This window comes from Alkalihalobacillus deserti (genome assembly GCF_020734105.1).
Taxonomy (GTDB): domain Bacteria; phylum Bacillota; class Bacilli; order Bacillales; family Bacillaceae_D; genus Halalkalibacter; species Halalkalibacter deserti.
Genome location: NZ_JAJAFR010000003.1, coordinates 98,071 through 124,484 on the forward strand (window position 1 = coordinate 98,071; position 26,414 = coordinate 124,484).

General features: G+C 37.8%; 27 protein-coding genes, 2 pseudogenes and 1 riboswitch. Of the genes and pseudogenes, 23 read left to right on the forward strand and 6 right to left on the reverse strand.

Going from position 1 to position 26,414, the window contains the following annotated elements:
- Positions 1–223 precede the first annotated feature (223 nt).
- Both LDX58_RS06865 and LDX58_RS06870 read left to right on the forward strand, forming a co-directional pair.
- Positions 224–454 (forward strand): hypothetical protein, encoded by a 231-nt coding sequence (locus tag LDX58_RS06865; protein WP_227936092.1) that lies wholly within the window; start codon positions 224–226, stop codon positions 452–454.
- A 225-nt stretch (positions 455–679) separates the two neighbouring features.
- Positions 680–988 carry a PALP domain-containing protein gene (locus LDX58_RS06870; protein WP_227936093.1) on the forward strand — a complete coding sequence of 103 codons (309 nt, stop codon included), beginning with the start codon at positions 680–682 and terminating at the stop codon, positions 986–988.
- A gap of 534 nt (positions 989–1,522) precedes the next feature.
- On the opposite strand, the gene LDX58_RS06875 is transcribed toward LDX58_RS06870, so the two are convergent.
- Positions 1,523–2,188 carry a PRC-barrel domain-containing protein gene (locus LDX58_RS06875; RefSeq protein ID WP_227936094.1) on the reverse strand — a complete coding sequence of 222 codons (666 nt, stop codon included), beginning with the start codon at positions 2,186–2,188 and terminating at the stop codon, positions 1,523–1,525.
- 193 nt (positions 2,189–2,381) lie between these two features.
- On the opposite strand from LDX58_RS06875, the gene LDX58_RS06880 reads away from it, so the two are divergent.
- The 5 genes from LDX58_RS06880 (at position 2,382) to LDX58_RS06900 (ending at position 6,613) form a co-directional block, all read left to right on the forward strand.
- The gene (locus tag LDX58_RS06880) at positions 2,382–3,032 is read left to right on the forward strand and encodes an SIMPL domain-containing protein (RefSeq protein WP_227936095.1); all 651 of its coding nucleotides are present in this window, start codon (positions 2,382–2,384) and stop codon (positions 3,030–3,032) included.
- A 126-nt stretch (positions 3,033–3,158) separates the two neighbouring features.
- Complete coding sequence (locus LDX58_RS06885; RefSeq protein WP_227936096.1) at positions 3,159–4,076, forward strand: DMT family transporter; 918 nt, start codon at positions 3,159–3,161, stop codon at positions 4,074–4,076.
- Positions 4,077–4,345: 269 nt separating this feature from the next.
- Positions 4,346–4,972 (forward strand): hypothetical protein, encoded by a 627-nt coding sequence (locus LDX58_RS06890; protein ID WP_227936097.1) that lies wholly within the window; start codon positions 4,346–4,348, stop codon positions 4,970–4,972.
- A 93-nt stretch (positions 4,973–5,065) separates the two neighbouring features.
- Positions 5,066–6,115 carry an FUSC family protein gene (locus tag LDX58_RS06895; protein ID WP_227936098.1) on the forward strand — a complete coding sequence of 350 codons (1,050 nt, stop codon included), beginning with the start codon at positions 5,066–5,068 and terminating at the stop codon, positions 6,113–6,115.
- 27 nt (positions 6,116–6,142) lie between these two features.
- A complete protein-coding gene (locus LDX58_RS06900; protein ID WP_227936099.1) occupies positions 6,143–6,613 on the forward strand; it encodes an SMI1/KNR4 family protein in 471 nt (156 codons plus the stop codon).
- 204 nt (positions 6,614–6,817) lie between these two features.
- Here LDX58_RS06900 and LDX58_RS06905 read toward each other — a convergent pair.
- Positions 6,818–7,589 (reverse strand): annotated as a pseudogene (locus tag LDX58_RS06905) (manganese catalase family protein); the annotation flags it as partial.
- Positions 7,590–7,642: 53 nt separating this feature from the next.
- On the opposite strand from LDX58_RS06905, the pseudogene LDX58_RS06910 reads away from it, so the two are divergent.
- Positions 7,643–7,849 (forward strand): annotated as a pseudogene (locus tag LDX58_RS06910) (PfkB family carbohydrate kinase); the annotation flags it as partial.
- 196 nt (positions 7,850–8,045) lie between these two features.
- Here the strand turns inward: LDX58_RS06910 and LDX58_RS06915 are convergent.
- Entirely contained in the window at positions 8,046–11,255 is a 3,210-nt protein-coding gene (locus LDX58_RS06915; RefSeq protein ID WP_227936100.1) for a DEAD/DEAH box helicase, read from the reverse strand.
- 194 nt (positions 11,256–11,449) lie between these two features.
- Positions 11,450–11,597, forward strand: a riboswitch (FMN riboswitch).
- A 201-nt stretch (positions 11,598–11,798) separates the two neighbouring features.
- Here LDX58_RS06915 and ribD point away from each other — a divergent pair.
- The 5 genes from ribD (at position 11,799) to LDX58_RS06940 (ending at position 16,190) form a co-directional block, all read left to right on the forward strand.
- Positions 11,799–12,884, forward strand: coding sequence for a bifunctional diaminohydroxyphosphoribosylaminopyrimidine deaminase/5-amino-6-(5-phosphoribosylamino)uracil reductase RibD (gene ribD, locus LDX58_RS06920; protein ID WP_227936101.1), 1,086 nt, complete (start codon positions 11,799–11,801; stop codon positions 12,882–12,884).
- Entirely contained in the window at positions 12,885–13,541 is a 657-nt protein-coding gene (gene ribE, locus LDX58_RS06925) for a riboflavin synthase (protein WP_227936102.1), read from the forward strand.
- A gap of 27 nt (positions 13,542–13,568) precedes the next feature.
- The gene (locus tag LDX58_RS06930; protein ID WP_227936103.1) at positions 13,569–14,789 is read left to right on the forward strand and encodes a bifunctional 3,4-dihydroxy-2-butanone-4-phosphate synthase/GTP cyclohydrolase II; all 1,221 of its coding nucleotides are present in this window, start codon (positions 13,569–13,571) and stop codon (positions 14,787–14,789) included.
- A gap of 263 nt (positions 14,790–15,052) precedes the next feature.
- On the forward strand, positions 15,053–15,523 hold the full coding sequence (gene ribH, locus LDX58_RS06935; protein ID WP_227936104.1) for a 6,7-dimethyl-8-ribityllumazine synthase: 471 nt from the start codon (positions 15,053–15,055) through the stop codon (positions 15,521–15,523).
- Positions 15,524–15,836: 313 nt separating this feature from the next.
- Positions 15,837–16,190, forward strand: coding sequence for a GNAT family N-acetyltransferase (locus LDX58_RS06940; protein WP_227936105.1), 354 nt, complete (start codon positions 15,837–15,839; stop codon positions 16,188–16,190).
- 53 nt (positions 16,191–16,243) lie between these two features.
- Here the strand turns inward: LDX58_RS06940 and LDX58_RS06945 are convergent, their stop codons facing one another.
- Positions 16,244–16,774 carry a DUF309 domain-containing protein gene (locus LDX58_RS06945; RefSeq protein ID WP_227936106.1) on the reverse strand — a complete coding sequence of 177 codons (531 nt, stop codon included), beginning with the start codon at positions 16,772–16,774 and terminating at the stop codon, positions 16,244–16,246.
- 135 nt (positions 16,775–16,909) lie between these two features.
- On the opposite strand from LDX58_RS06945, the gene LDX58_RS06950 reads away from it, so the two are divergent.
- From LDX58_RS06950 to LDX58_RS06960, 3 genes are all read left to right on the forward strand, one after another.
- Positions 16,910–17,698, forward strand: a complete 789-nt coding sequence (locus tag LDX58_RS06950) for a segregation/condensation protein A (protein ID WP_227936107.1) — start codon at positions 16,910–16,912, stop codon at positions 17,696–17,698.
- Positions 17,667–18,254, forward strand: coding sequence for an SMC-Scp complex subunit ScpB (gene scpB, locus LDX58_RS06955; protein WP_227936108.1), 588 nt, complete (start codon positions 17,667–17,669; stop codon positions 18,252–18,254). Before LDX58_RS06950 ends, scpB begins: the two co-directional genes overlap by 32 nt.
- Positions 18,255–18,438: 184 nt before the next feature.
- Entirely contained in the window at positions 18,439–19,347 is a 909-nt protein-coding gene (locus LDX58_RS06960) for a superoxide dismutase (RefSeq protein ID WP_227936109.1), read from the forward strand.
- A gap of 109 nt (positions 19,348–19,456) precedes the next feature.
- Here LDX58_RS06960 and LDX58_RS06965 read toward each other — a convergent pair whose 3' ends face one another.
- Positions 19,457–21,031: an alkaline phosphatase family protein gene (locus LDX58_RS06965; RefSeq protein ID WP_227936110.1), complete on the reverse strand. Its 1,575-nt coding sequence runs from the start codon at positions 21,029–21,031 to the stop codon at positions 19,457–19,459.
- A gap of 23 nt (positions 21,032–21,054) precedes the next feature.
- Complete coding sequence (locus LDX58_RS06970; RefSeq protein WP_227936111.1) at positions 21,055–21,735, reverse strand: DUF421 domain-containing protein; 681 nt, start codon at positions 21,733–21,735, stop codon at positions 21,055–21,057.
- 701 nt (positions 21,736–22,436) lie between these two features.
- Here LDX58_RS06970 and LDX58_RS06975 point away from each other — a divergent pair.
- From LDX58_RS06975 to LDX58_RS07005, 7 genes are all read left to right on the forward strand, one after another.
- Positions 22,437–22,640 (forward strand): DUF1657 domain-containing protein, encoded by a 204-nt coding sequence (locus LDX58_RS06975; protein WP_227936112.1) that lies wholly within the window; start codon positions 22,437–22,439, stop codon positions 22,638–22,640.
- 73 nt (positions 22,641–22,713) lie between these two features.
- Positions 22,714–23,145, forward strand: coding sequence for a YhcN/YlaJ family sporulation lipoprotein (locus tag LDX58_RS06980; protein ID WP_227936113.1), 432 nt, complete (start codon positions 22,714–22,716; stop codon positions 23,143–23,145).
- 14 nt (positions 23,146–23,159) lie between these two features.
- On the forward strand, positions 23,160–23,639 hold the full coding sequence (spoVAC, locus tag LDX58_RS06985; protein WP_227936114.1) for a stage V sporulation protein AC: 480 nt from the start codon (positions 23,160–23,162) through the stop codon (positions 23,637–23,639).
- A 1-nt stretch (position 23,640) separates the two neighbouring features.
- Positions 23,641–24,654: a stage V sporulation protein AD gene (spoVAD, locus tag LDX58_RS06990; RefSeq protein ID WP_227936115.1), complete on the forward strand. Its 1,014-nt coding sequence runs from the start codon at positions 23,641–23,643 to the stop codon at positions 24,652–24,654.
- Positions 24,651–25,001, forward strand: a complete 351-nt coding sequence (gene spoVAE / locus LDX58_RS06995) for a stage V sporulation protein AE (protein ID WP_227936116.1) — start codon at positions 24,651–24,653, stop codon at positions 24,999–25,001. The genes spoVAD and spoVAE overlap by 4 nt, the downstream gene beginning before the upstream one ends.
- Positions 25,002–25,016: 15 nt before the next feature.
- Positions 25,017–25,223 (forward strand): DUF1657 domain-containing protein, encoded by a 207-nt coding sequence (locus LDX58_RS07000; RefSeq protein WP_227936117.1) that lies wholly within the window; start codon positions 25,017–25,019, stop codon positions 25,221–25,223.
- 14 nt (positions 25,224–25,237) lie between these two features.
- Positions 25,238–26,098, forward strand: coding sequence for a DUF421 domain-containing protein (locus tag LDX58_RS07005; protein WP_227936118.1), 861 nt, complete (start codon positions 25,238–25,240; stop codon positions 26,096–26,098).
- The last annotated feature ends 316 nt before the right edge of the window (positions 26,099–26,414 follow it).

Genomic DNA, 26,414 nt, shown 5'->3' on the forward strand with positions numbered 1-26,414 from the left:
GATTTTCACGATGTACTTCATAACCTGTTCATCCTGGTTCAATTAAAGCAAGGGGAGGCTTTCATGAAGTGTTCTCAATTGCTGAGAGCATTGCGTTTAAACATCAACTTTTGAATGATAAAAGTGACTCATATACCAAACTATTACATCCTAAGAGCCGCCAAGTGTTTTCTACCTATTCAATTGCTGTTGGCTCAACAGGAAATCTAGGACTTAGTTCGGAATGATTAGTTCAAAATTAGGATTCCAAGTAACTGTTCACATGTCAGCTGACGCGAAAAAATGGAAAAAAGATTTATTACGAAAAAACGGTGTTCATGTGATTGAATACGCGGGTGACTATAGCGAGGCAGTAAATAGAGGAAGGATACAATGTCATGATCAAAGCGATGTCATTTTATTGATAATGAAGATTCCGTTTCTCTTTTTTCTGGATATGCTGTTGCTGCCTTAGGTTTAAGGGACCAGTTAGAACAAAACAACATAAAAGTCGATCAAGAACATCCCTTATTTGTTTATTTCTTTTGGGTTGAAGCATGTGTTTGGAGATGCGGTTCATTGCTTTTTCGCTGAACCGACGCATCCACCTGCGATGTTAATTGGTTTGCTTACAAAAGGCATAGTACGATTTCTGTTCAAGATTTTCAAATTGATAATAAGACAGAAGCCGGTGGTAGCGGTGGGAAGACCATCGGCGTTTGTAGGGAAACTAATGGAACCATTGTTAAGTGGTGTCTTTACAGTTGAAGATGATGACTTATTTAAGCTCCTTTTTTTATTGCAAAAGGCTGAAGGGAGATTTTTAGAACCGTCTGCCCTTGCAGGAATGCTCGGGCCATTTATTTTGGAAAGCTCAAGTTATCTTGATAAACATCAAATTCAAAAAAAGAAGACTATTCATCTTGTTTGGGGGACAGGGGGAAGCTTAGTACCTAAAGACTTGGTCCGCGACCTAACTGATAGGGGAGGCACCTTATTAAATAAGTAAATCAAAGAGAGAAAACTAGATGTGACAGCATATCTGGTTTTTTTCTTTTAAAGCGACTATCTGTACTTCTAGCTCGTAACAAGTTCAATTTATTTTTAATTTCCTCTTGTTTTTTTACTGTTTGTTGTTCATCTAATTCAATCTGTTTAGTGACCCCATCCTGAATTTCAATAAGTAACCAATACCCCTCTATGAATAATGTTTTCTAATTCACTTGTCGCATCATTTATATTTACACCATTCGATATTTCCCATTCTTCATTATAAGAAGAATGGATGCAATGCTATTTTTTTCTCCTGTTGAAGTACTATAGTCGTTGCCATTAGTAGAAAGATTATAGTTCCATGAATACTAGTTGAATAAATATTTTCCCCTGCATGTTGTACTTTTTATACGACTCCGTCATGAAGGTGTCCATATGGGTTATCCTTGCCATCTGATATAATTGCAATTTCGTGGACAAGATATTCACAACCTGAAACGAAAGTGCTTGTCCCTTTAACATCACTCTATCTTTATTGTTTAACTCTTTATTATTTCGAAAAAGGTTGACCCGCGTGAACGTGGGCACGTAAATCATTTTCAGCTGAATTATAGTGATCGTTATTCAAAGTAATCGTTTGTTCAGACCAATTTATGTTTGTAATCGATTTGGTTGATATAGGGACATATTGCTTTGAGAGAAAGCCGGTGATCTCTAATTCTAATAACTCTATTTTCCAAGTGTTATGATTGATTAGTACATCTGATACTTTACCAATTTGAGAAATCTTAAATCGTCTCAACTCATTCACACTTAACAGTAAATAATCGGGATTAATTTCACTTTCATCTGGATCATCTGTCATAATTGCAGAATTTATGACGGCAACAAAAGGATTTCCGCTCAGATCAACTCCGCTTACAGATGGACTAATGGTATCTCGCCAACCGTAGTAATCACTTAATCTTTCTTCAAAAGAGCGGACAATAGGAGAGTGCTCGCCTAGTTTTGGGCTGTTTTTCACCTGTTCCTTGGTTGCATTGATTGAAATGGTTTGATTTTCAATGTTTATGGCTGTACATCCTTCAAGACTTAGTAATACCTTTCCTCCGAAAAACCAAGTTTTGGTATCTCCAACGATATAACGTATGTTTAACGAGACTGGATCGAAATAAAGATTATCAATGGATCCTAGTTCACCATCTTTCATTAACATGGAGAAGCTTCCTAGACTTTTAGCCTTTAAATACATTGGTAAATCTCTCCTTTAATCATTGGTTATACAACACTTTCCCAAAATACTCTTTTTGTAAACATATGCTTATTCTATTTCCTCGTAATCAGGTCTTATATGAAGAGAGAATCCATATAATAATGGTGGGAATGATCTCATGAAAGGTGGGAACATGATGAATTATCGTCAAAATCAAGCGTCAGCAGAAGGTCGTAATACGTTAAAAGTTTTTGGTGAAGCGAAAGTAACAGCTTCGCCTGACCAAGTGCAAATGACAGTAGGGGTTATTACTGAAAATGAATCTATTACTATAGGGCAACAGGAGAATACTACAACGATCGCAGCTGTTATCGCCGCAATACAAGAAATAGGTGTACGAGAAAATCAAATACAAACAGTTGTCTATCGAGTTGATCCTGAGTATGATTATATCGAGGGAGTCGAAGTTTTTCGAGGGTATCGCATTGTACACCTCCTTCAAATCACGCTTGACCAAATAGGTTTAGCAGGTCTTGTTATTGACACAGCCGTTGATAATGGTGCGAATTCAATCGCTTCTATTCAGTTCACTTTAAAAGACCCTATGCCCGTTTATAATCAAGCTTTAACGCAAGCCATTGAACATGCGAGGCTGAAAGCTGAGACGATTACTGATTCCCTTCATGTAACGCTGAATCCAAGACCGCTTGAAGTGATCGAGGTGTTTAAATCTCAATCTCCTGAGCGGTATCCAGCTGTTCTTGCAGCACAAACGACTACTACACCTATTCAACCAGGTCAATTAACCTATGAAGTTGCCATTGAAGTGTTGTTTACTTACTTTTAATATTCTGGCATAATAATATACAGAACGCTTTAGAAGCTTCTTTATGAGCGCGCGATGCTCCTTGAAGGAAGCTTTTTTTATTCGTGTAGGAATAAAAAAAGAAAGGTTAGAGAAGGGGAGAGACTGTTGAAGAGTTTAAAGTATGGGCTGTTATTGATTTTAGCTACGTTTTTTTGGGCAGGGAATTATGTTTTTGGGAAATATATTGTTACAGAACTTTCGCCCGTTTGGATTACGTTTTCAAGGTGGGTACTTGCCTTATTTGTTCTTCTTCCGATGGCGATCATAGTTGAAAAACCGATTTGGCAAGATGTGAAGAAAGCCTGGCGACCATTATTATTACTAGGGGTTCTTGGGATTGTTGGTTATAATTTACTGCTTTATTCAGCACTTGGGTATACTTCACCAACCAATGCTGCCTTAATTAGTGCGGTTAATCCAGGTCTAATTGTTTTATTTTCGGTATTATTATTAAAAGAGTCTTTATCAAAAATACAAATAGTTGGTTTGTTTATTTCTTTATTTGGTGCACTTATTATTTTAACTAGAGGGAATTTACTTGGAATCTTTCAAATTAGTTTTAATCAGGGTGATCTGTTAATGGTAGGCGCCGTTATTGTTTGGACATTCTATTCTATTATTGGCAAACGATTATTAATCCCTCCAATTACTGCAACAGCGGTATCAACACTATTAGCAATGGTGATCTTGGCGCCTTTTGCTCTTTGGGAAGGCTTTTATTTTTCTGAAGTAAGTCAACTATCTTTATATGGAATCTTATATATGTTTTTGTTTTCGTCAGTTTGTTCCTTTGTATTCTGGAATATCTCAGTGAAAAAGCTAGGGGCAAGTCAAGCTGGGATCTTCTTAAACTTAATTCCAGTATTTACAGCTCTCATTAGTTTAGTACTTGGTGAAACCATTAAGACTGAACAATTGGTCGGCGGGCTACTTGTATTTTTAGGTGTGTACTTAACATCAGGAATGCTAACGAATAGCATAGAACATGTCAGAAAAAAGAAGGAGTTTCAAAAAAGTGCTTAACTAGGACGTGGAACGATGAAATAAAGAACGTACTTATTTTTACGGCAACTGTGTTATTTGGGCAGTAGTGAAAAGGAATTTATAGAAAATCTCAAATCAAAATTCAAAACATGCTTTCTAGAGGATGTTTTTTGACAAAAATAATCGAATTATTTCCTAGTATTTTGACTTATAAAAACGAATTCGATCTTGTTTTGTCATGTGCTTGAATTAGAGGTTCAATTCATAGTAGGATTTTCATAGACTACTATGTTAAGGAGATGCTTAATGTGAATAGAATACTTATTGGTGTTTTAGGAGTCATCGTTGTGGGTGTTAGCGTGTATTACATCGCTTTTACTAATAATTCAATTGAAGAGTCTTCCCTTAATAAGATAGATGCTGAAAAAGTTACTGTTGAAAAACCAGAAAAATTAGATGAAGAAAATGAAGTAGAAATAGATAAGACAGGTACTGCCGGCTTAGAAGAGGATCAAGGATATGAGCATCTTGCCTTTCGCGAAGGTCAAGAAATAGCTGTAAAAGCTCTCATAGCGAAACAACATGAATATTTAAATGAATTAGCTGGTTGGGGTAATGCAGAAAAGGTGAATGCAACGCAATTAGAAAATGATGATAAATGGAAAAGCCTGCGGAAAGATATTAAATGGTTACAGGAAGAAGGATTTGCTAACTCTAAAGTAATAAATGATATGAAAAATGCGAATGATTTTCTCATAATAGCTACGAATACAGGAGATTCTATGGCGGTCAGATTTTTACATCGAATTTTTCATGATTTAGACGCCAAGGTAAATCAGCAAAAAGTCGATCTAGTGTGGGGAGTAACTCATGCGTTTGGGAATATAGGACAACAAGAGCAATTATATGCGTATCTTTCAAAAAATGAAGAATAGATTTTTATACAAATGTGGACAGATCCCCTTTTCCTATCTAATTGTGTGCTAGAATTAATGATAGATTAAAATTATTAGGTAGGGTCATTAAATATGAGTGATAGAAAAATTAAGTTTTTTGGAGCTAGGTTAATTAAGACAGGGATTGCTGTTTTTATTACTGCTACAATCTGTTATTATTTTGATTTACCTATCGTATTTGCAGTTATTATTGCTATTGTAACGATTGAACCAACAGCTTCAGATTCAATCAGAAAAGGAATCATTCGTTTTCCTGCTGCTTTAATTGGAGCTGGGTTAGCCACGACGTTTACTTATTGGTTCGGTCATAGTCCTATTACCTATACTCTTGCAGCTGTGTTTACTATCTATATCTGTATTGGACTAAAATTAGAAGTTGGAGCCCTTATTGCGACGATAACCGCAGTTGCGATGATTCCAGTAACACAAGATCACTATTTTTTAACTTTTATTGAAAGAATTGGTACGACAACGATAGGTTTGATTATCTCAACTTTTGTAAATTTTTTTATAATGCCACCTCATTTTTCAGAGGAGATCAAAAAGCGTAATGATCAACTGTTTGAAGATACAGCGGAACTTCTGAAAAAAAGAACAGATGAACTTATATCGAGTAAAAAAGCAATTTCAAGGGATTGTCAAAAAGAGTATATGAGAATAACAAGTGAATTAGCAAAATCTTTTCAATTGTCTCGTTATCAGCGTGATGAATGGAAGTATCACAGGCATTCCATTAGTGAATTAAGAGTTTTCGTTAATGAGACCAAAAAGTTAAATCGATTACAGCAAATTCATTATCATTTGGGGCATTTAATAACCGTACATATTAGTGAGAAAGCATTTAGTCATTCTGATCAAGTCCTTCTGAAACAAACGATTGATTCGACCGTCGACTTATTAAAAACGGCGGGGGTAACCCCCTCGGATGAACACATTAAAAACATAAGAGAACTTGATGAGCAGTTTTGGCACACGAATGATGACTCTCAACCTTCAACTAAAAAGTACCATCATCACTTTACAACTGAAACCATTATGTTATTTGTCATTCTTTCGATTCACGATGTTTTAGAAGAATTGGGAGCTAGACCGAAACCTGTTTCGCAACAGGAGAAGCATTGAATTTTTCAAGAAGTCGGAGGAAGCAAAATGAGTTTGCGTTTTTATGAGGGGATTAATTTTTGGAAATCGCCATCAGAATATAAGCCTGGAGTAAAATTAACAAAAGAAAGACTCCAGGAAGTTGAACAATTATTAGGAGTTAAACTGCCGATGGCTTATATTCAATTAATGGAAGCACAAAATGGTGGAGAACTCAGTTTCAGGTATGTTTTATTTGAAGATGGTGATGCTGCAATTATTCCTTATTTATATGAAATTGACATCGATCATGGTATCGGCTTATCACCGATTTTTATTGAGGAATGTAGTCTTCCGGAAGGGATGGTTCTCTTAACAGGCGATCTTCACTCTTGGTTAGCACTTGATTACCGAAAAAACAAACAACCTTCTGTTATCTATATTACCGAAAGCGATTCTGTCAATGGGACTTGGGAAGAATATCCATTAGCGACAACCTTCGCGGAGTTTACTGGACGTTTGTTTTTAAAAGATGAGTAGCTTAAACCTCAGACCAATAAAAAATCATCTTTACCATTAATGGGAGGATGGTTCTTTTGTTTTTTTAATAAAACTAGGAGGAGTTCGGTTAAACTTTAATTTTTCCTTTGCGTCCTTCTGTTTAACCTGCTTTGATATTGCCTGATGTAACAGTAAAACAAGTGGAACCACCCACTTCCTTTGGAATGAGTGGGTGGTGTTTAATTATTGTAGAGGTTGAGAAAAATTTGCTTGGTTTGTCATGGGAGGAGGTTGTCCGGGTATTGGACTATCATGCACATAAGCTGGAGCTTGTATGAGAGCTGGAACTTGACCCATTAATTCAGGACTCGTAATATATTCAAAGTTACTTTTACCATCCATACTTCGGCCATTTGCCCATCTTCCTTGAGCGCTCTCTATGCCATTGGAAAAGTTCATAAATGAATAAGCTACTTCATTCTTTTGTAATTGGTGCGGGAAAGTACTAGGAACAATTGGATCTTGCTTCTGCTCTAATTCTTCGATAGAAGCCATCCATTGATTTTGATGCATCGTATCTCTTGCAATTAAAAACGATAACATATCTTTTACACCAGGATCATTTGTCATCTCATACAAGCGTCCCTGGGATTCAGCGTTTAAGGTTGCCACTGGCAATTGTATAGCGAGCAGTCCAAGGGTAACCCATACTGCCATCTGGTTTTGCACCGAGTCCTCCGACAATTAAATGTTGAGGATTCATTCCGCCTAATGCAGCTTCAATAATCGGGTCTTTAGCTGCTTCTTTTTGTTCCTTTGCAGGTGCTCCGTCTAACAATTGAGCAATCATCGTAGAAAGCATTTCAACGTGAGCAATTTCTTCTGTCCCAATGTCAAGTAACATATCACGGTATTTTTGTTCGCCCCGACAGTTCTATCCTTGGAATAAATATTGCATCATAACAGAAATTTCTCCAAACTGTACACCTGAAGTTTCTTGTAGCTTTTTGGCATAAGAAACGGTTCTGCTCTGTGCTTCAGTTCCCTTGCAAGTTTGGGGGGGGGTTCATGAATAAAAAGAAGATTACAGTAATAGGGAGTATAAATATGGACTTAGTTATAACAACAACAGTCCGACCAAATGTAGGTGAGACGGTGCTAGGCCAATCATTTAATACTGTACCTGGTGGAAAAGGAGCTAACCAAGCGGTTGCAGCCGCTCGGCTTGGTGCGGCTGTTCGTTTAATTGGTTGTGTGGGCAACGATGTCTTTGGTCAACATTAAAGGAACATTTGAAAGAGGAAGGAATACAATTATATGATAATGGGCCCGTACAAAAAAACTATTTAAATCCATAATAGCGGATAAATGGTTAAGTGTAATTAGTTTGCGAAAACTATAATAAAACGGAGAAAGAAAAGTGACTCAAATGCTTTATAGAGTCACTTCTTTGCTGTACTATTCAGTCCGTTTACGAAAAAGTTAATAGATTCCTTATATCTTCCGCACTTAGTGATTGTAGCGTTTCCTCACCTGGTTGAATAATCGAATCAACAAGTGCTTTTTTGCGTTCATGCAAATCAAGGATTTTTTCTTCAATCGTACCATTTGCTATTAATTTAACGACTTGGACATTTTTTGTTTGACCATACCGATACACACGATCAGCAGCTTGTTCTTCGATCGCTGGGTTCCACCATGTATCATAGAGAATCACTGTATCACCGCCAATTAAATTAAGTCCTGTTCCGCCAGCTTTTAGTGAAATCAAAAAGAGAGATTGTTCGCCGTTGTTAAACCGTTCTGCCATTTCAACCCGTTGTTTTGGTGGAGTTTGCCCATCTAAATAATGATAAGTCCAACCATTGTCATCAAATGAGTCTTTAATGAGACGGAGCATGGAAGTGAATTGAGAGAAAATTACCATTCGTTGACCTGATTGTAAGCCTTCCTCTACATATTCCAATAATCGCTCCATTTTGCCAGATTGATAAACGGCGTCTTGATTGATCAAATTAGGATGACAGCAAATTTGCCTTAGTCGAGTTAAGCCAGCTAGAATCTCAATTCGTTTTTGTTGGAATTGATTAGTATTTATCGCTTCGTTAACATCATTTGTTAGCTGTTTAACTTGGGCAACATACATTTTCTTTTGATCTGCGCTTAGATCAGTGTATTGAACGGTTTCAATTTTATCAGGCAACTCTGATAAAACATCTTTTTTAAGGCGGCGTAAGATGAAGGGGCGAACTCGTTTCGCAATCACTTCATTTTCTAAATCTTTAAATTGCTTTTTTGTACCGAGCATTCCAGGTAAGAGGCTATGGAAGATCGAGTAAAGCTCATCTTGATGATTCTCAATCGGAGTGCCACTTAAGGCAAAGCAACTATTGGCTCTTAATGCTCGTACCGCTTTTGTTGTTTTCGTTGTTTCATTTTTTATCGCCTGTGCTTCATCAAGGATAATCGCCTGAAATAATAAGGATTCATAAATATCACCATCCCGTTGAATGAGCGGATAGGAAGTAATAAAAACATCAGCATCAGGGTTTTGTATAAGTAAATCTTTGCGTGCTTGTTTGGTCCCAACCACTACAATAACATTTAATGATGGCGCGAATTTCGCGATTTCTTTTTCCCAGTTGTAAATTAGACTTGCTGGAGCGATGATCAATGCCTGGAATGATGAACGTGCTTCTTTCTCAGCTTGTAAAAAGGCGATCGTTTGAACGGTTTTCCCAAGTCCCATGTCATCCGCTAATATTCCTCCGAGTCCAACTAGAGCTAATGTCCGTAACCAACGATAGCCATTGACTTGGTATTCTCGTAAATCTGCATGGAAGTCTGAAGGAAGTTTCCAGTCACTAAACTCAGGTGATTGAATGTCCGACAAAAGTTGATGCAGTTTCTTAGACACTTTTGTCGAGCTTTTGTCACCCTCTAATTCAAAGGCTTTATGCAAAGGAATGGCCATCTCTTTTTGCAACGCTTGTTTAGGAGAGGCAACGGTTTTTATTACTTGTTTCATCGAATCAAATCGATCATGATTTAATTGCAAATAAGATCCAGAAGTCAATCTGTAGTATTTAGTATTTGTTTGCAACGCACGAAGGACATCGATGATATCTTCTTCCGGAATGCCATCGATTGAAAACGTCAAATCAAGCCAATTGGTCTCTGAATTGACATCTAATTTAACGGATGGAGTCGATGTTGGTGTAGCAATGACTTTTTTGACGGAAGCAGTCGTATAGACGTCAAGTTGATTTTGTAAAAGAGAGAGCTCCTCAAAAAGAAAGGGGACAATCGAATCCCATGTTGATAATTTCAGTTGTCCTTCCATGATGGAAAAATCAGTACGGCGAATTAACTCTAGAATCAGCTCTTCTTTCCGAACATCTCTAGTGATGATTTTCTCTTGAGTAGAATCGTTCTTTTCATCAAATGGATTACGAGTGTACTCCCCGTATTCAAACGATACACGCCCCGTTAAAATGCCGTTATCAATGTCGAGAAAGAACTTCGCCTTTAATGGCTTAGTTTCAATCGATTGTCGCAAAGATTCAGACATGTCTACTTGTCCAATCGTAGACAACGAAGGAAGAACGTAAGAACAGAAAGCTTCTAGCTGCTCTTTGGGAATAACATCCATAACTTCATCGTTTGAATGTTGTTCCCCAATAATCTGAATCTCTTTTGCTTGAGCACTTGTTAATTGATAGATTTTATTTGCGCTTATAAGAATTTGATATTCCTCTTCTGCAAAATCAAAATCAGCTGCATTTAAGCTGATTAACTCGATCAGATTCTCTTGTTCCAAAGATTCCTGTAAAGAAAATTGAAACAGTCTTTGTTGGCCAAGCGGTTCAATTTTGACGTTTTTTGTTTGATACCCCCCGATCGAATATGAGAAAGAGACTTCTTTTAACTTCTCTAAAAGAGAACGTAGGCTTACGGCTGGTATTTCTAAAGAACGCTTTTGGTTTGGCCTGAAGTAATAAGGTTGTTGCTGTGTGGCTTGAATGGCCAAATGAGTAAACAACTGTTGAAAAATAGCGACATCATGCTGATTGAAAACATGAACAGAGGGATCATAACGAAAGTTAGGCGTGAATGTATAGGATTGTTTCTCCATCCAAGCTTGAATAAACTCCTCGATATCCCTTACGACATACATTCGTTTGGATCCGACTTTTAACTTTAATTCAATTTTATCAATTACATGTTCTTTAAAGCTCGGTGCATACGAGAATATAATCTCATACTCGACCAACAGTTGTTCCATATGAATAGAAGGAAAATATACTTCTTCAAAAGTCGTGTCCCGAAACCTTTGTAACAGTTTGCTATTAGCCTGTGGTGACTCTAGCACGGGCACTTCTGCTTCGTTAGAGCCTTCTTTGATCTCATACAACATGGCGATAATATGCTTGCATGCACCTGGATAGGTGTTAGCTGCTTCACAATCACACGCATAATCAAGTTGTTCAGGTCCGTGTATCTTTACTTTACATTCATAAAGCAAAGAGCCGTCGACAACGGCAAAGTAGGTCTGCAAACGTGAACCATAGGTTAAATCTGAAATTTTTCCTAATCGATGATAGTTAATTCCTCTATTAAAAGTTGCTTGGTTACTAGCAATTGATAAAATAAATGCAGCTGACAGCCAAGTATGTTGCATGAAAAGGGTCCTCCTTAAAACAGTAACTATGCATTAATGATAACATGTTAAACGCAAGTGCGGTATTGGCGCAGACTTTATTTTAAATGATAGGTGACAAAATCACTTACCTTCACTTAAGATCTTTTTGTTGACGAAATACAACGAATAGAGATACAATTTAAGAACAACCTAATATTAGACCAAATTTTGGTCGTTTCCTTCGGGGCGGGGTGAAACTCCCGACCGGCGGTGATGAAGCAATAGCTTCTTAGTCCGTGACCCGACTCTATGTATATAGAGGCGGTGGACCTGGTGAAAATCCGGGACCGACAGTGAAAGTCTGGATGGGAGAAGGAACGAATCAGTGTAAAAGGTTATTTGTTTTTTTTGAAACCTTTTTATAAGGGGAGTAGTTTATCCTTTTTTAGACACGCTGACAAGAACGGCAATTTGCTAATTGCACGTTTATTTCGTGAACACTTTTACAATCAAGCCCTGAGTATGTTCTAACTCAGGGCTTTTTATGTGTTTTTTATGAAGTAAAGGATTGTGAGGAATTATATGAATGATCTTGATTATATGAAACTTGCTCTGCAACTTGCAGAAAGTACACGCGGACAAACGACACCCAATCCAATGGTAGGTTCTGTAGTCGTTAAAGACGGTGCGATCGTTGGGATGGGAGCTCACTTGAAAGCGGGAGAAGGCCACGCCGAGGTGCAAGCATTGAAAATGGCTGGAGATAAGGCTACGGGTGGTACCATTTATGTCACTCTTGAACCGTGTAGTCATTACGGAAAAACACCGCCTTGTGCAGATTTAATTATTGAAAAAGGACTTGCGAAAGTTGTTATTGCAACAACAGATCCGAACCCTGCAGTTGCAGGGCGTGGGATAGAAAAGTTGCAAAAAGCTGGTCTAGAAGTTGTTGTTGGGGTTGGACAAAAAGAAGCAAATGCATTAAATGAAGTATTCTTTTATTTTATCCAACATGCGAAGCCTTTTGTTACGTTGAAATCAGCGACAACTCTTGATGGGAAAACCGCTACTGTAACAAGAAAGAGTAAATGGATCACAGGACTAGAAGCTAGGGAAGATGTACATCGTTATCGTCACACTCACGATGCCATACTTGTAGGAATTGGAACTGTGCTTGCTGATGACCCTTCGCTAACAACGCGACTTTTGAGTGGTGGGAAAAATCCCATTCGTGTAGTATTGGATCGGAGTTTACGCACGCCGCTTACCGCTAAAATTATTCAAGACCAAGAGGCCCCGACTTGGATTTTGACAGTGGATAAAACTGCTCAAGAAAAAAGAGAAGAAATGGAAAAATACGGCATTGAGGTAATTCAGCTTCCTAATGATTCTATCGAAACGATTTTACAGATCCTCGGTTCTAAAGGGGTGACATCACTTTTCGTTGAGGGTGGTGCTGAAGTAAATGGCAGCTTCATGAAGGCTAAAGCGGTCAATCAGATGATCACCTACTTAGCCCCTAAATTATTCGGGGGCCATACTGCACCGACTGCAATTGGCGGAGAAGGAATTGATGAAGTAGAAGACGCACTTGAATTAGAAGTAGCTGAAGTGACTACGATAGGTAAGGATATAAAAATTGTCGCTCGTGTGAAAGGAAGTGAGTAAATGTTTACGGGTATTATAGAAGAGATAGGAGACATTCAGGAAATACGTTCAAGTGGAGAATCAATGGTGATGAAAATTGGTGCTAGTCACATTTTGAAAGATGTTCATCTCGGAGACAGTATTTCTGTGAACGGTGTATGTTTAACCGTAACCTCTTTTGCGTCTACTCACTTTACTGTAGACGTCATGCCGGAGACCGTTAGAGCAACGAGTTTACAAGGGCTTGGTCGAGGTTCAAAGGTGAATCTTGAACGTGCAATGAGTGCGAAAGGACGTTTTGGGGGGCATTTTGTATCTGGACATGTTGATGGAATTGGAAAAATTTTAACGAAGAAACCAGAACATAATGCCGTCTACTATCGCATCGGTGTTACGCCAGAATTGCGCCATTATATAATTGAAAAAGGCTCTGTCGCTGTAGATGGAACAAGCTTAACGATTTTTGCAGTCGATAATGAAAGTTTCACGATTTCGATTATCCCTCATACCATTGAGGAGACCATTATTGGATTAAAAGGTGTAGGCGATATCGTTAACATTGAATGTGACATGGTCGGTAAGTACATCGAACAATTTATCTCAAGACGCTTTGAACCTAATAAGAAATCTCAATCTTCGTTATCAGAGAGTTTCCTTTCGGAGCACGGTTATAAATGAAATTAGAGGATGGGATGGTGAATAGAGATGACTGAAAAGAAGGAAGAACGCAAAAATTTTGATCCGATAGAGGAAGCGATCTATGAGTTGATGCAAGGACGATGTGTTATCGTTTGTGACGATGAAGATCGTGAAAACGAAGGAGATTTCGTAGCGATTGCAGAAAAAACAACTCCTGAAGTCATTAATTTTATGGTGACACATGGTCGCGGTCTTGTTTGTGCTCCTATTACAGAAGAACGTGCGAAAGAACTTGATCTTGTACCAATGGTTGATCATAATACAGATCCTCATGGTACTGCTTTTACAGTAAGTGTAGATCACTATACTAACTCCACAGGGATTTCAGCTAAAGAGAGAGCGGATACGGTTAGAGCTTTAATTGATGACGAATCGATGAAGCATCATTTCAAACGCCCAGGACATATTTTTCCACTTGTTGCGAAAAATGGAGGAGTGTTAAGACGTGCGGGGCATACAGAAGCAGCGGTTGATCTAGCGCGATTATCGGGTGCAAAGCCTGCTGGTGTCATTTGTGAGATCATGAATGCGGATGGAACGATGGCAAGGGTACCACAATTACGCAAAATTGCAGATGAACATAAGTTGAAAATGATTACAATCAAGGATTTGATTAAATATCGTCATCGCAAAGATAAATTAGTAAAACGCGAAGTTGAAATTCAACTACCAACTGAATTTGGTGATTTTCGTGCTATTGGATTCTCCGATATTATTGATGAAAAAGAAAGTGTTGCTTTAGTGAAAGGAGAAATTATTGAAGGAGAACCGATACTAGTCCGTGTTCATTCTGAATGTTTAACGGGTGATGTCTTTGGTTCACATCGTTGTGATTGCGGTCCGCAATTGCACGCTGCATTAGCTCAGATTGAGCAAGCAGGCAGTGGAATTCTTCTTTATATGCGCCAAGAAGGTCGTGGCATTGGCTTAATGAATAAACTTAGAGCCTATAAGCTTCAAGAAGAAGGGTATGATACGGTAGAGGCCAATGAAAAGCTAGGATTTCCAGCTGATTTACGCGACTACGGCATCGGAGCTCAAATTTTACGAGAATTAGGTGTTAAGCAAATGCGATTGCTAACAAACAATCCACGTAAAATCACGGGATTAAAAGGATATGAACTTGAAGTCATAGAACGAGTAGCCTTGCAATTGCCACACAACAAAGACAACGAACAATACCTAAAAACAAAATCAGAAAAACTAGGCCATATGCTTCATTTTTAAGAGAGTTAATACCAAAAAGGTCGAACTTTACCTTTTTGGTATTAACTCGAAGCGATGAGTATAGCCACTGCATGGTTTTAAGCCTTTCTGAGGGTTTCTCAGAAAAGGCGGGCAGTGAGAGAAGCCATCGCAAATTAATTCAACAAAAAGGTCGAACTTTACCTTTTTGGATAACTCGAAGCGATGTTGTTATGGATTAAAACAACTACATAGCTACATTATTTACACATTAAAAATTGGAAAACAATCGAGGAGGAAATAAAATGGGACATGTATATGAAGGACATTTAGTAGCAACAGGTTTAAAAGTAGGAATTGTAGTTGGTCGATTTAATGAGTTTATTACGAGCAAATTACTAGGTGGAGCACAAGATGCGCTTAAGCGTCATGGTATTAAAGAAGAAGATGTAGATGTAGCTTGGGTACCTGGAGCTTTTGAGATTCCATATGCAGCAAAAAAGATGTTGGATACTAATAAATATGATGCGGTTATTACGTTAGGAACGGTGATTCGTGGGGCAACACCACATTTTGACTTTGTATGTAGTGAAGTGGCAAAAGGAGTGGGATCTCTTTCGTTATCATCTGGAAAACCAGTTATTTTTGGTGTTCTTACGACAGATACCATTGAACAAGCTGTTGAAAGAGCTGGAACAAAAGCTGGTAATAAAGGATGGGACGCAGCTACAGCTGCTATTGAAATGGCGAACTTAGGAAGAAGTTTCGAGAACTAATAACTAGGAAATGAAACAAAGTATAGCTCGTGGGGTTTCGGCACATATGGCAGTACGATAGTAAAAAGAGATGCATTAGCTTAGGCTTAGCATCTCTTTTTCTTAGTTAATCTAGAAGCATATCCCAGATTAATTACTTTGCTCATCTTAAGATCGGAGAGAAACGTTTTAGTCATTTTTAGCATATGGTAAACTAGGTAAACATAAATGTGAAAGAAAAGAGACCAAATCTAATGAAATATGGTAAAATGGAAAACGGTGAAAGCGCATACGAAATCAGCCCAGTAAGGGTTAGAAACGTGAGAGGTTTAACATGCTTGTAGCTTATAAAACGATTAATCAAAAAATTGCAATGGGACTTCTTTCTTTTATGCCAAAAGAGAAAGATGTCAAAAAACTTCAGAAGACGATTGAGCGATATGAAAATGATCCAGATTGGAAGCTTTACTTATGGAAAGAAGATGATTTTGTTGGGATTGTCGGAATTTCAATTGAGAATGATGTTGCGTTGTTACAGCACTTATGTGTGAACCCTTCATTTAGACAAGAAGGGATCGGCAAAATGATTTTATATGAATTAAAAAGTATAATTCCATGTGAATTAAAGCCGACAAAAGAAACAAAGAATTTTGTATTGGCTTGTATGGAAGATGGAAAAACTAGTTAAAAATGGGAGAAGGCCAGTTCGTATTCTTCTCGAAAGGCATTGAGGATGTTCCCTCACTGCCTTTTTTGTTGTCTTAATTGAAGTTGGCGCTGACGTTCATTGATCACATCTTTGCGATTCCTTTTGAGATGTTTGTGAATTAGGGATTCGTTTAAAACGGGAGAGGTTAAAATTTGCCATTTTCTTCCGACTTCCTCACATCTTTTTAAACAAGCATCTAATAACTGTGAATCCTTTATTGGTAAATTGAAATCATAAAATGGTTCTTTTGGAGTTTTTACAAGCTTAATCTGTTTGTTTAATACATTTTCAAGTTCAACTACATCAAGTCCAAGATTACTAATCGCAGTAGATTGAAGTGCTAATGCCTGCTTAGCTTTGTTATACATTCGTAAAGCTCCGGTGTAATTCTTCCTTCTATGATGATACAACCCAACAGCGATTTGAATTAATCCAATCCAATGTGCTTGCCGAGTAGTTACAGGCTGTTGTTTCCAATGTTCCTCTAATACTTCGTGGCATTCAAAGTAATCACGGTCAACATGAAAATAGATAATGTAATCTAAATAAGCTGTTGGATACATGAAGAAATCTCCTTTTCTCATTTAACTAAATCTAGTTTATCATAATTATGTAATGTTTACTTGTTTGATATCCGACTAAATTAAATTGTGGTATAATTTCATCTAGTGTAAATTTTAAATGCTAGTGGTGGTAGGATGAATCCCTATAGTGTAAAGCTCGATTTGTTTGAAGGTCCTTTAGATCTTCTATTGCATTTAATTAATGAAGCTGAGGTTGATATATACGATATTCCAGTTGCTGTTATTACCGATCAATACTTAACCTATATACATGCTATGCAAGAATTAGAACTTGATGTAGCCAGTGAATACTTGGTTATGGCGGCAACGCTTCTTGCTATTAAAAGCAAGATGCTTCTCCCAAAACAAGAGGAGGAGCTTTTTGATGATGATTGGGAAATGGAAGAAGAAGATCCTCGGGAAGAGCTTATATTTAGATTAATTGAGTACAGAAAATACAAGGAAGCGGCAACAGAATTGAAGGAAAAGGAACAAGAGCGAAGTTTGGTACATACACGTCCACCTGAAGACCTTGATCCCTTTATAACTGAAGAAGAAAGAAGAGATATTGCTATTCAAGGTGTGTCTCTGTTTGATATGCTCAGTGCTTATCAAAAATTGTTAAAGCGAAAAGAGTTAAAAGCTCCACGGATGACAACGGTTAAAAGTCAGGAGTACTCAATTGAAGAACGTATGCAAGAAGTTTTAACGGAACTAGATAGATTCAAAGGGTTTTGTCGTTTTTATGATTTATTTCCGGTACCTGAGCGAGGACATGTTGTCGTAAGTTTTTTGGCTATTTTGGAATTAATGAAAACGAAAGCCATTCGTTGTGAGCAGATGATGAATTTTTCAGACATCATGATCTACAGAATAGAGGAGGGAGTCCACATTGACAGTGCAAGAGCTTCAAGCAACAATTGAGGGATTGTTATTTGTGGCAGGAGATGAAGGATTGACGCCAGCTGACCTGGCAACGATTGTAGAGATAGAACCTGAAACTATTTCAGATGTTATTTACTCCCTGCAATTGTTATTTAAAGAACAACAACGGGGTTTGCAAATTGTTGAAGTTGCCGGTGCGTTTCGGTTAACTACAAAGCCTGAACATGCACCTTATTTCAAAAAAATGGCAGCTTCGCCGTTGCATTCAAGTTTATCTCAGGCTGCACTAGAGACTTTGGCAATTATAGCTTATCGACAACCGATTACCCGTATGGAAATTGATGAAATACGCGGTGTGAAATCGGATCGGGCGATTCATTCTTTATCTTCTAAATTGCTGATTAAAGAAGTAGACCGGGCTCCGGGTCCAGGAAGGCCTATTTTATATGGTACGACTAAATTCTTTTTAGATCATTTTGGATTAAAAGATTTAGAGGAACTGCCTCCGTTACCAGAAAATATCGATGAGTCTTCGTTAGAGGATGAGGCTGATCTTTTCTTTAAGAAGTTTGAAGCAACCCTTGAAACAGAATAAGCAAGACAATGCTGGTGGACAAACAATGTTCATCAGCTTTTTAGTTTATTTTAAAAATTGATCATTCTCTCTCAGTGAAAAAGGATGAAAAATAGCCGATTTCCAGAGAATGCTAAGGCACAGATAGACATTCATCTTGCATAGGATAACATGTTACTGCTAAGTGAGATGAGGAGGAGTTCAAGTGAATAAACAGGAAAGAGCTATTTTAGAATGGGCGAAGGAAGTTAAAGACGCTTGGAATCAGCAGGGGTCAGTGATTGAAGCACAGGTAGACTATCATAAAATAAAACCTTTTGTTGGTGCGTTAGTTACATTATTAAATGAACTTGAGCATGGGGCCAGTCGTGGCTCTGAACAAGAACGAATAAATCAATTAGATGAGTTAGCAACAAAGGTATACGAGTATTGGTGTGAACTTGAGCCTGCAACGCGTTCCGAGGGAAGAGGAGAAGATTTAGAACCTGTCCCAATTGGTGGTCACAAGTTACCTCCATTACCATATGCCTATAATGCATTAGAACCTTATATCTCTGAAGAAATTATGCGATTACATCATAGTAAACATCATCAAGGTTATGTGGACGGGTTAAATAAAGCTGAAAATGAGATGCAGAAAGCTCGGAGAAAAAACGATTATGATTTAATTAAGCACTGGGAAAGAGAAGCAGCCTTTAATGGAGCAGGGCACTATTTACACACTATTTTTTGGTATATCATGAGTCCGCATGGTGGCGGTCAGCCGAGTGGGGAACTGGCAGCTCAAATCAATAGGGATTTCGGTAACTTTAAAAAGATGAAAGAGCATTTTTCTAAAGCTGCAGAGGAAGTGGAAGCTGTCGGGTGGGCTTTGTTGGTTTGGTCACCTCGTACCCACCGTCTTGAAATCTTACAGGCGGAAAAACATCAGAACCTCAGTCAACAAGATGTCATCCCTCTACTTGTACTAGATGTGTGGGAACATGCCTATTACTTGCAATACAAAAATGAAAGAAAACCATATATTTCTAATTGGTGGAATGTCGTAAACTGGACCGAAGTCGAAAAACGTTATTTAGAAGCGCGTCAACTAAGATGGAAAACATATAAATAAATGAAATAAGTAAAGAAGTCAAGCTAGCTATGAATAAATAACTCTTAGCTAGCTTAACGAGTTATTGTCTACACACAACAAATTTTATCCTATATTCCTTCGACTCAAATCAGCTTTGTTCCTCAAGCAAGTCAATGAAAAATCTCTTTAAAGCCTCCATCCGATGATCTTCAAGTTGCCGATCTGTTCCGGCAATAATAATAGAGGTTAGTGTATCATTTTTGTGTAATCCTCCATGCTCTCCGCCACCATTATGAACGGGCGAACCTTCAGAACTGATGACATGACCTGGTCGAGCTGTTACAACCATAGCTGAACTATGACTGTTAAGAGCACCATATAATTGATGGAAAATATCCGGATAATTCCCAAATGTAATGGTTTGATTTTCGTTTAATGTAATGTCGGCAATTTTGTGATTACCGTTAATTGTCCATGACTGTCCGTAACTGTCCTTCCATTCGCCATTTTCTCTCACCTGAAGAACGCCTTCTGTGCCAACTTGGTATATGACGAGTTCATCTCCGTCTAGCCATGCAAGGTGATCAATTCGTGAATCAAACTGAAGTTTATTAGCAATATCTAGGTAATGAACAGCCTCTGTCGTAGGATGCAAATAAGCTGAACGATGATTGTTTGCGATAACAATATCTCCACTGCTCGGTTCATCAAGAAGGGGAGCAACAATTAATGGATCAAGCAATGGTTTTAGTTCAATTGCTGCATCCCTTTTTTTATCTACTAGTAAATCTTGACCGTGATCCCCCATGACGACAAAGATGTTTTCTTCTAGTGCTTTATCCCAACTATCGTATGCATTGAGTATCGTTTGCAAATGGAAATCGGTGTTCGCAAAGTATTCAATACTGACGGGGCCGTGTTGATGAGCATCTTTATCATAATTAGGAAAAAACACCATTAAAAAATCAGGTTGTTGTTTTCCTTTAATAAGTTTTTCCACTACTTCTGCTGAATAGGAATCATTCAAGCCGAAACGTTGATATAAGCTATCATTAACATTCGTACCTTGAATCAATTTAGGTTGAACTGCTTGTCCAAGTGCTAAGAGGTCAGGTCCTTTTGTCTCCATTTTATTTGTTAAGTGGAGGAGGGATTTCATATACGTCGGGAGGGCAATTTCATGAGTTTGGTCTCCGCGATAAGCAAGCATATTGACCGCTCCTGTTGAATATCCTTTTTGATTGAGTCTTTCATAAATGGTTTCTACCTGCGGTGAAATATGGTTCGTATTTAAATGAATAAGTGAATTCATTAACGTATCATTCATGCCTAATTTCCAAGACTTAACTAGAGTTGAACCGTAATTAATGATCGTGTCGGCTTTTGGATCGTACCAAACAAGACCAGGAATTTGGTGTTCTGCTGGTGATGTTCCTGTTATTATCGTCGTTTCAATCGGTACAGACATGGATGGAAAAGGAGCTACTAAATCATGATGAACGGATCCTCTTTCCATTAAATACGTTAAAGCAGGAAGTGAACCTTTATTGATGCCCTCTTCAATAACTGGTTTTGTCATGGAGTCAATTAAAACAACGATCACATTTTTTTCGTTTAGTGGGTCAGCCTTTGTTGACTGTACTAGAGTTGCTCCTTCAGGACGGCTGTCACCACATCCTACAAGTAGACAGCCAATGAAAATCCATACAATAATTGATCTCATCTTATTACCCCCTTTCTATACAATTAGTACGTTTGAATTTCAAACCCCTCTCCTTCTAACCATTCGGCATATAAGACATCTGAGGGACCTGGAATACCAAGATTAAACAATTCGTCCTTTAGCCAAGATACTTCTTTGTTTAATTTAGCTAAGCCTTCATGGATAATTTCCCCATCAAGTATGAGTAAAATAGGAAACCCAACTGACTTTGGAGCTATATGCAAATCACGATTTATCGGTATTTCATAGGGGTGTTTACGCAAAACATTTATTGCCCCATTGGTTTCAAGAATTCCGTATTCTACTTCTCTTATGGAAAAAACACCTTTGTCTCTTAGTAGGTGTAGGAGTTGATCAAGATCCAACTTATTATTTCGTAATTCGTTGAATTGAATTTTTCCCTTTGAGATTATGAGCGTAGGAGTTCCTTCTAACCATGGTCTTGAAGCTCTAATTTTCTGAGTAATCATCTCTATTACATAGATTAAAGAACCCCAAATAAACACGGCATATAGAACATAATATATACCTATGTCTTTGTCATAAATGGCATTCCCGACTAGTTCACCTAATACTAGTGCTGAGATAAAATCAAAAGGTGTCAATTGCGTAATTTGATTTTTTCCAAGCACTTTCGTCATGATAAGAAGTGCAAAAAAACCGATTAATAGCTCCAACGTTAAAGAAAGAAAATTAGTATTCACAGTGGTACCCCTCTATTTTTATCTTACATTTCTTTTTAGTTTGAACGAAAAGACAATGGTTTATGAGGGAGAATTTAGTTGAGCAAGCCAAAGGTCTAACTGTTTAACAAGTATTTGGGATGAATGGTGCAGTTTTCCGAGTTCGGAATGAAGGTCATCTGCTCGTCCTTTAGAGATGGTCTTTATCTTGCCTTCTCGGGTGGTCCAATGTGTTAGCAAATAATTACCGACTGCAGACCAGTATTGATTAATGATCAAGACTTGTTTAGCTGTAAATAAGTTAGCGAGTTCTAAAATCACTAATAGGAAGGTTTAAAGGTAAATCTTCTGTTGATTTTGAATGAATATCAACTTGTTGTTTCGCTACAGCTTCTCGTAATTGATAAGCAAGGATAAGATCTAACAATTTTAGTTTTAGATAGTCGCTATTTTCATTTGTGTTCTCATAATTTATTTATATTTGTTTGTATGAGAAAGAGGGTTTGATTTGTCTTACGTTGATAATGAAAGAAAATAATTACGACAGTTAAGTGAATCGCGAATAAAACTAAAGTTAATGCTAACAACAAGGATTGGTCCTCCATTAACTATCACAGTGAAGAGAAAACTTACAAATTTTGTAGCAAATAGTTTTTTTGGTTTTTCATCATTCTATAATTGAAGGTTACCTTCGTCATTCGATACTTTAGGGGGATTTAATCATGACAGTCGCAGCGAAAATGAAACAAACATTAGCGGGCTTAAAAAGTGCTCAAGCAAGTTTAGAAACATTTGCTCTTGAGACAGAAAATCAACAAGCTAAACAACTTTTTCAACAAATGGCTCAGCAAACACAAGGAGTTGTTGATGGGTTAAATCCGCGTTTACAACAAATTGAAGAAGAAGAGCCGCAATATAAACAATAAAGTTTCTTAGTGACACGAGTCTTTTTTGACTCGTGTCAGTTGTACATAATTACTGAAAAGGAGAGAGCTATCCATGAAATCGATCATTCAAGGATTACTAATATTATACATTTTATCTGGCTGTCAAATGGCAGAACCCCAACAAGATATTAAGCCTTTACAACTTTCAACGAACGTCGTAGTCAATCAAGAACAAGCTGATGAAGCGAAAAAAATAATCCTCTCAATGGAGGAAGTCATTGAGGTGAAGGGAGTATCGGCTGATAACAATATTTACATGGCTCCAAAAGTTAAACATTTTGACCGTTTCAGGTTAAAGGAAATTCGTAAATATAGTCATGATCATGTGAAAAAGCGGTATCCGGATGCAACTGTACATGTTTCAACAGATCAAAAAATCTTTATGGAATTAGAAAAATTGGAACAAGAGTTGAAAAAAAGAACCATAAGTGAAAAACGATTAAAGCAAAGGTTAAACAAACTTGATGAAATGATGAAAGGCTAAGAGGTGATAAGCAAATGTCTACAAGTAAAAAGAAAAATGTTACTCCTGCACAAGAAAAGTATCAAACATTAGCAAGTAAATATGAAAAGAAACGACCAGTAGGGAAAAACTGTATTCGAGCTTTTTTTGTTGGTGGTGCTATCTGTTTAGTTGGACAAGGCTTGCATGTGTTTTATTACACGTTTTTTGATTTTACACAACGAACAGCAGGAGATCCAACTGTTGCCACTTTGATTTTACTATCTGTTCTGTTAACTGGTTTTGGTGTGTATGATCGATTTGCACAATTTGCTGGTGCTGGCACAGCCGTACCGGTTACGGGATTTGCGAATTCAGTTGCTTCAGCAGCGATTGAACACCGGACAGAAGGGTATGTTCTCGGTGTAGGTGGGAAAATGTTCAAATTAGCTGGGTCCGTTATTGTCTTTGGTACAGTTGCTGCCTTTTTTATTGCGATCATTAAAACCATACTTGTAAAGTGGGGAGGGTTATAAAATGCTAAAAGGTCATCAAACGTGGGAATTTGAAAATCATCCTGTCATTCTTTCAACGGGAACTGTTGGTGGACCTTTTGAAGCTAACGGGAAATTAGCAGACGATTTTGATTTATTACATGAGGATTTATGGCTCGGACAAGATTCTTATGAAAAGGCACAAAAAGTGTTATTGGAAGAATCGGTTACAAGAGCAATTGAAAAAGCAGAGTTAAGAAATGAAGATATTCAATTCATGTTTACAGGTGATTTAATTAACCAGCTTACGCCTTCTAGCTTTGCAAGCCGAACATTGGCTATTCCTTATTTAGGTCTATTTGGTGCATGTTCCACATCGATGGAGGGCTTAGCACTTGCCTCCTTTATTATAAACGCTAACGGAGCAGAGCGGATTGTCACCGCGGCCTCTAGTCATAATGCGGCAACGGAAAAACAATTTCGTTATCCTACTGAATACGGTGGACAAAAACCACCAACAGCCCAATGGACAGTTACAGCTTCGGGCGCTGCTGTTGTTTCAAATGTGGGCAATGGTCCTATTGTGACTTCCGCAACAATCGGCAAAGTAATTGATATGGGTTTATCTGATCCGTTTAACATGGGAGGGGCAATGGCACCAGCTGCTGCTGATACAATTATCTCTCATTTTAGAGACCGTAATCTCCCAGCAGATCATTATGACTTAATTGCCTCAGGAGATTTAGGGGAAGTTGGTCTTCCAATCGCAAAAGAGCTTTTAAAACAAAAAGGCTTAGATGTGCCCGAAAATACATTTCAAGATTGTGGCCTCATGATTTACCGAGATGGACAGCCAGTCTTAGCTGGGGCAAGTGGTCCAGGATGCTCGGCTTCTGTAACGTATGGGCATTTATTAAATCGAATAAAACGTGGAGAATTAAAAAGAATTTTGATTGTTGCAACAGGGGCGTTACTTTCACCGCTATCTTTTCAGCAACAAGAAACAATTCCTTGTATCGCTCATGCTGTTTCGATCGAGGCAGGTGGACAGTCATGATTTTCTTATCTGCGTTTGTTGTCGGTGGTTTGATTTGTGTTATTGGACAAATTTTAATGGATGTGTTGAAACTAACGCCTGCTCACACGATGAGTACGCTCGTTGTTAGTGGTGCTATATTAGACGGTTTTGGGTTGTATGAACCATTAATTGACTTTGCGGGTGCTGGTGCGACAGTTCCTATAACAAGTTTTGGTAATTCACTTGTACACGGGGCGATGGCAGAAGCAGAAGTGAATGGTTTGGTAGGTGTATTAACAGGAATATTTGAAGTGACAAGTGCAGGGATATCAGCAGCGATCATTTTTGGATTTATCGCTTCCCTTGTATTTAAACCAAAAGGATAAAGGAGATTTGGAATTATGACAGTAGCAAGTCAGGTTCAAGGGTTACTTATTTCATTACAATCAATTGACGCCATCCTTTCATCGCTAGCAGTAAAAACCAAGGAGCGAGAAGCAAGGGAAGCATTTCATCAAAGCGCATTAAAAACAAGGACGGTCATTAAAGAAATACAGAAAAGGAAGGGTCAAATTGAGTTTGAAGAGCCCGAGTATCAACAAACGTAAAAGGAGGGATTTAGATGCAAGGGTGGATAGAGGTTGCACTTCGTAGTTTTGTTGGGCTTTTATTGTTTCTCGCTATTGCTCGTTTATTTGCCCGAAAACCTATCGGTGAGACATCGCAATTAGAATTTGGTCTTATTGCCTCAGTTGCCGTCATTTTAGCAATTGGCTCAATTCAATTATCAATTCCTATTTCGTACCTGATAGTAGCTCTTGTTATTTGGGCAGGGGGAGCATTTGGTATCCTGATGTTTAGCTTGAAAAATGCAACATTCCGGTCCGCTATTTATGGGAAAGGGATCCCTATTATGAAGGATGGAAAAATTCTAGAGGACAATATGAAGAAACAGCATTTAACAACTGACGAGTTATTACGGAAACTTCGTACGAAACAAGTGTTTCAAGTTGCCGATGTTGAGTTTGCTGTTCTTGAGGGGAATGGCGAGTTAAATGTTCTCGTAAAAAAAGAACAACAACCGATAACAGCTAAAATGTTGCACCATCAGGTTCCCCCCATTAAAGAACCTGAGACGGTTATTATGGACGGGAAAATTCTTCATGAACCTATGTCAACACGGGGATTAAGTGAAGAATGGCTAAAAACAGAGCTTGAGAAAATGGATGCCATTGTTGAAAATGTATTTTTGGCGCAAATTGATGAATATGGGCAATTAACATTTGATTTATTTGATGATATTCTTCAAGTGCCGCAGCCAACTGAATTGCCACTGCTTGAAGCAAGCATTAAAAAAGCACAGGCTGATATGGAGTTATTTGCCCTTGATACTGAAAATGCTCAAGCTAAACAGATGTATAAGTGGTGTGCCGAACAAATGAAACAAGTACATGAAGTGGTTTCTCCATTCACGAAATCGTAATCCTTTCATTGAATCAATTGATGTATTTTGACTATAAAATGTTAGTTTTCTTCTTGAGTAATTGCACAAAAAATAATTGTACATTTTCAAACCCCTTCGTTTTTGCGAATGCTACGAAGGGACTCTTTTGTTTAAAATTTTCTTCGATTATTTTAAAAGAGAAACCTTTTACGAGGTAGACTTTAAAAACTAAAAGATCCCTGAAATTTCTAGCATTGTTTAAGGTCAGATGGTTGGAAATGAAACAAAAATACTTTAGGCCTTTTTATGTTTTTTGTATCTAAGGACTTTAAATTTACTAGCCATAATCAAGTGA

What these genes read in the sequence shown, in the direction of transcription:
- LDX58_RS06865 (WP_227936092.1), top strand. Translation starts at nt 224, where the DNA reads ATGATTAGTTCAAAATTAGGATTCCAAGTAACTGTTCACATGTCAGCT.
- LDX58_RS06875 (WP_227936094.1), bottom strand. Translation starts at nt 2,188, where the DNA reads ATGTTAATGAAAGATGGTGAACTAGGATCCATTGATAATCTTTATTTC.
- LDX58_RS06880 (WP_227936095.1), top strand. Translation starts at nt 2,382, where the DNA reads ATGAATTATCGTCAAAATCAAGCGTCAGCAGAAGGTCGTAATACGTTA.
- LDX58_RS06895 (WP_227936098.1), top strand. Translation starts at nt 5,066, where the DNA reads ATGAGTGATAGAAAAATTAAGTTTTTTGGAGCTAGGTTAATTAAGACA.
- LDX58_RS06900 (WP_227936099.1), top strand. Translation starts at nt 6,143, where the DNA reads ATGAGTTTGCGTTTTTATGAGGGGATTAATTTTTGGAAATCGCCATCA.
- LDX58_RS06915 (WP_227936100.1), bottom strand. Translation starts at nt 11,255, where the DNA reads ATGCAACATACTTGGCTGTCAGCTGCATTTATTTTATCAATTGCTAGT.
- ribD (WP_227936101.1), top strand. Translation starts at nt 11,799, where the DNA reads ATGAATGATCTTGATTATATGAAACTTGCTCTGCAACTTGCAGAAAGT.
- ribE (WP_227936102.1), top strand. Translation starts at nt 12,885, where the DNA reads ATGTTTACGGGTATTATAGAAGAGATAGGAGACATTCAGGAAATACGT.
- LDX58_RS06930 (WP_227936103.1), top strand. Translation starts at nt 13,569, where the DNA reads ATGACTGAAAAGAAGGAAGAACGCAAAAATTTTGATCCGATAGAGGAA.
- ribH (WP_227936104.1), top strand. Translation starts at nt 15,053, where the DNA reads ATGGGACATGTATATGAAGGACATTTAGTAGCAACAGGTTTAAAAGTA.
- LDX58_RS06940 (WP_227936105.1), top strand. Translation starts at nt 15,837, where the DNA reads ATGCTTGTAGCTTATAAAACGATTAATCAAAAAATTGCAATGGGACTT.
- LDX58_RS06945 (WP_227936106.1), bottom strand. Translation starts at nt 16,774, where the DNA reads ATGTATCCAACAGCTTATTTAGATTACATTATCTATTTTCATGTTGAC.
- LDX58_RS06950 (WP_227936107.1), top strand. Translation starts at nt 16,910, where the DNA reads ATGAATCCCTATAGTGTAAAGCTCGATTTGTTTGAAGGTCCTTTAGAT.
- LDX58_RS06965 (WP_227936110.1), bottom strand. Translation starts at nt 21,031, where the DNA reads ATGAGATCAATTATTGTATGGATTTTCATTGGCTGTCTACTTGTAGGA.
- LDX58_RS06975 (WP_227936112.1), top strand. Translation starts at nt 22,437, where the DNA reads ATGACAGTCGCAGCGAAAATGAAACAAACATTAGCGGGCTTAAAAAGT.
- LDX58_RS06980 (WP_227936113.1), top strand. Translation starts at nt 22,714, where the DNA reads ATGAAATCGATCATTCAAGGATTACTAATATTATACATTTTATCTGGC.
- spoVAC (WP_227936114.1), top strand. Translation starts at nt 23,160, where the DNA reads ATGTCTACAAGTAAAAAGAAAAATGTTACTCCTGCACAAGAAAAGTAT.
- spoVAD (WP_227936115.1), top strand. Translation starts at nt 23,641, where the DNA reads ATGCTAAAAGGTCATCAAACGTGGGAATTTGAAAATCATCCTGTCATT.
- spoVAE (WP_227936116.1), top strand. Translation starts at nt 24,651, where the DNA reads ATGATTTTCTTATCTGCGTTTGTTGTCGGTGGTTTGATTTGTGTTATT.
- LDX58_RS07000 (WP_227936117.1), top strand. Translation starts at nt 25,017, where the DNA reads ATGACAGTAGCAAGTCAGGTTCAAGGGTTACTTATTTCATTACAATCA.
- LDX58_RS07005 (WP_227936118.1), top strand. Translation starts at nt 25,238, where the DNA reads ATGCAAGGGTGGATAGAGGTTGCACTTCGTAGTTTTGTTGGGCTTTTA.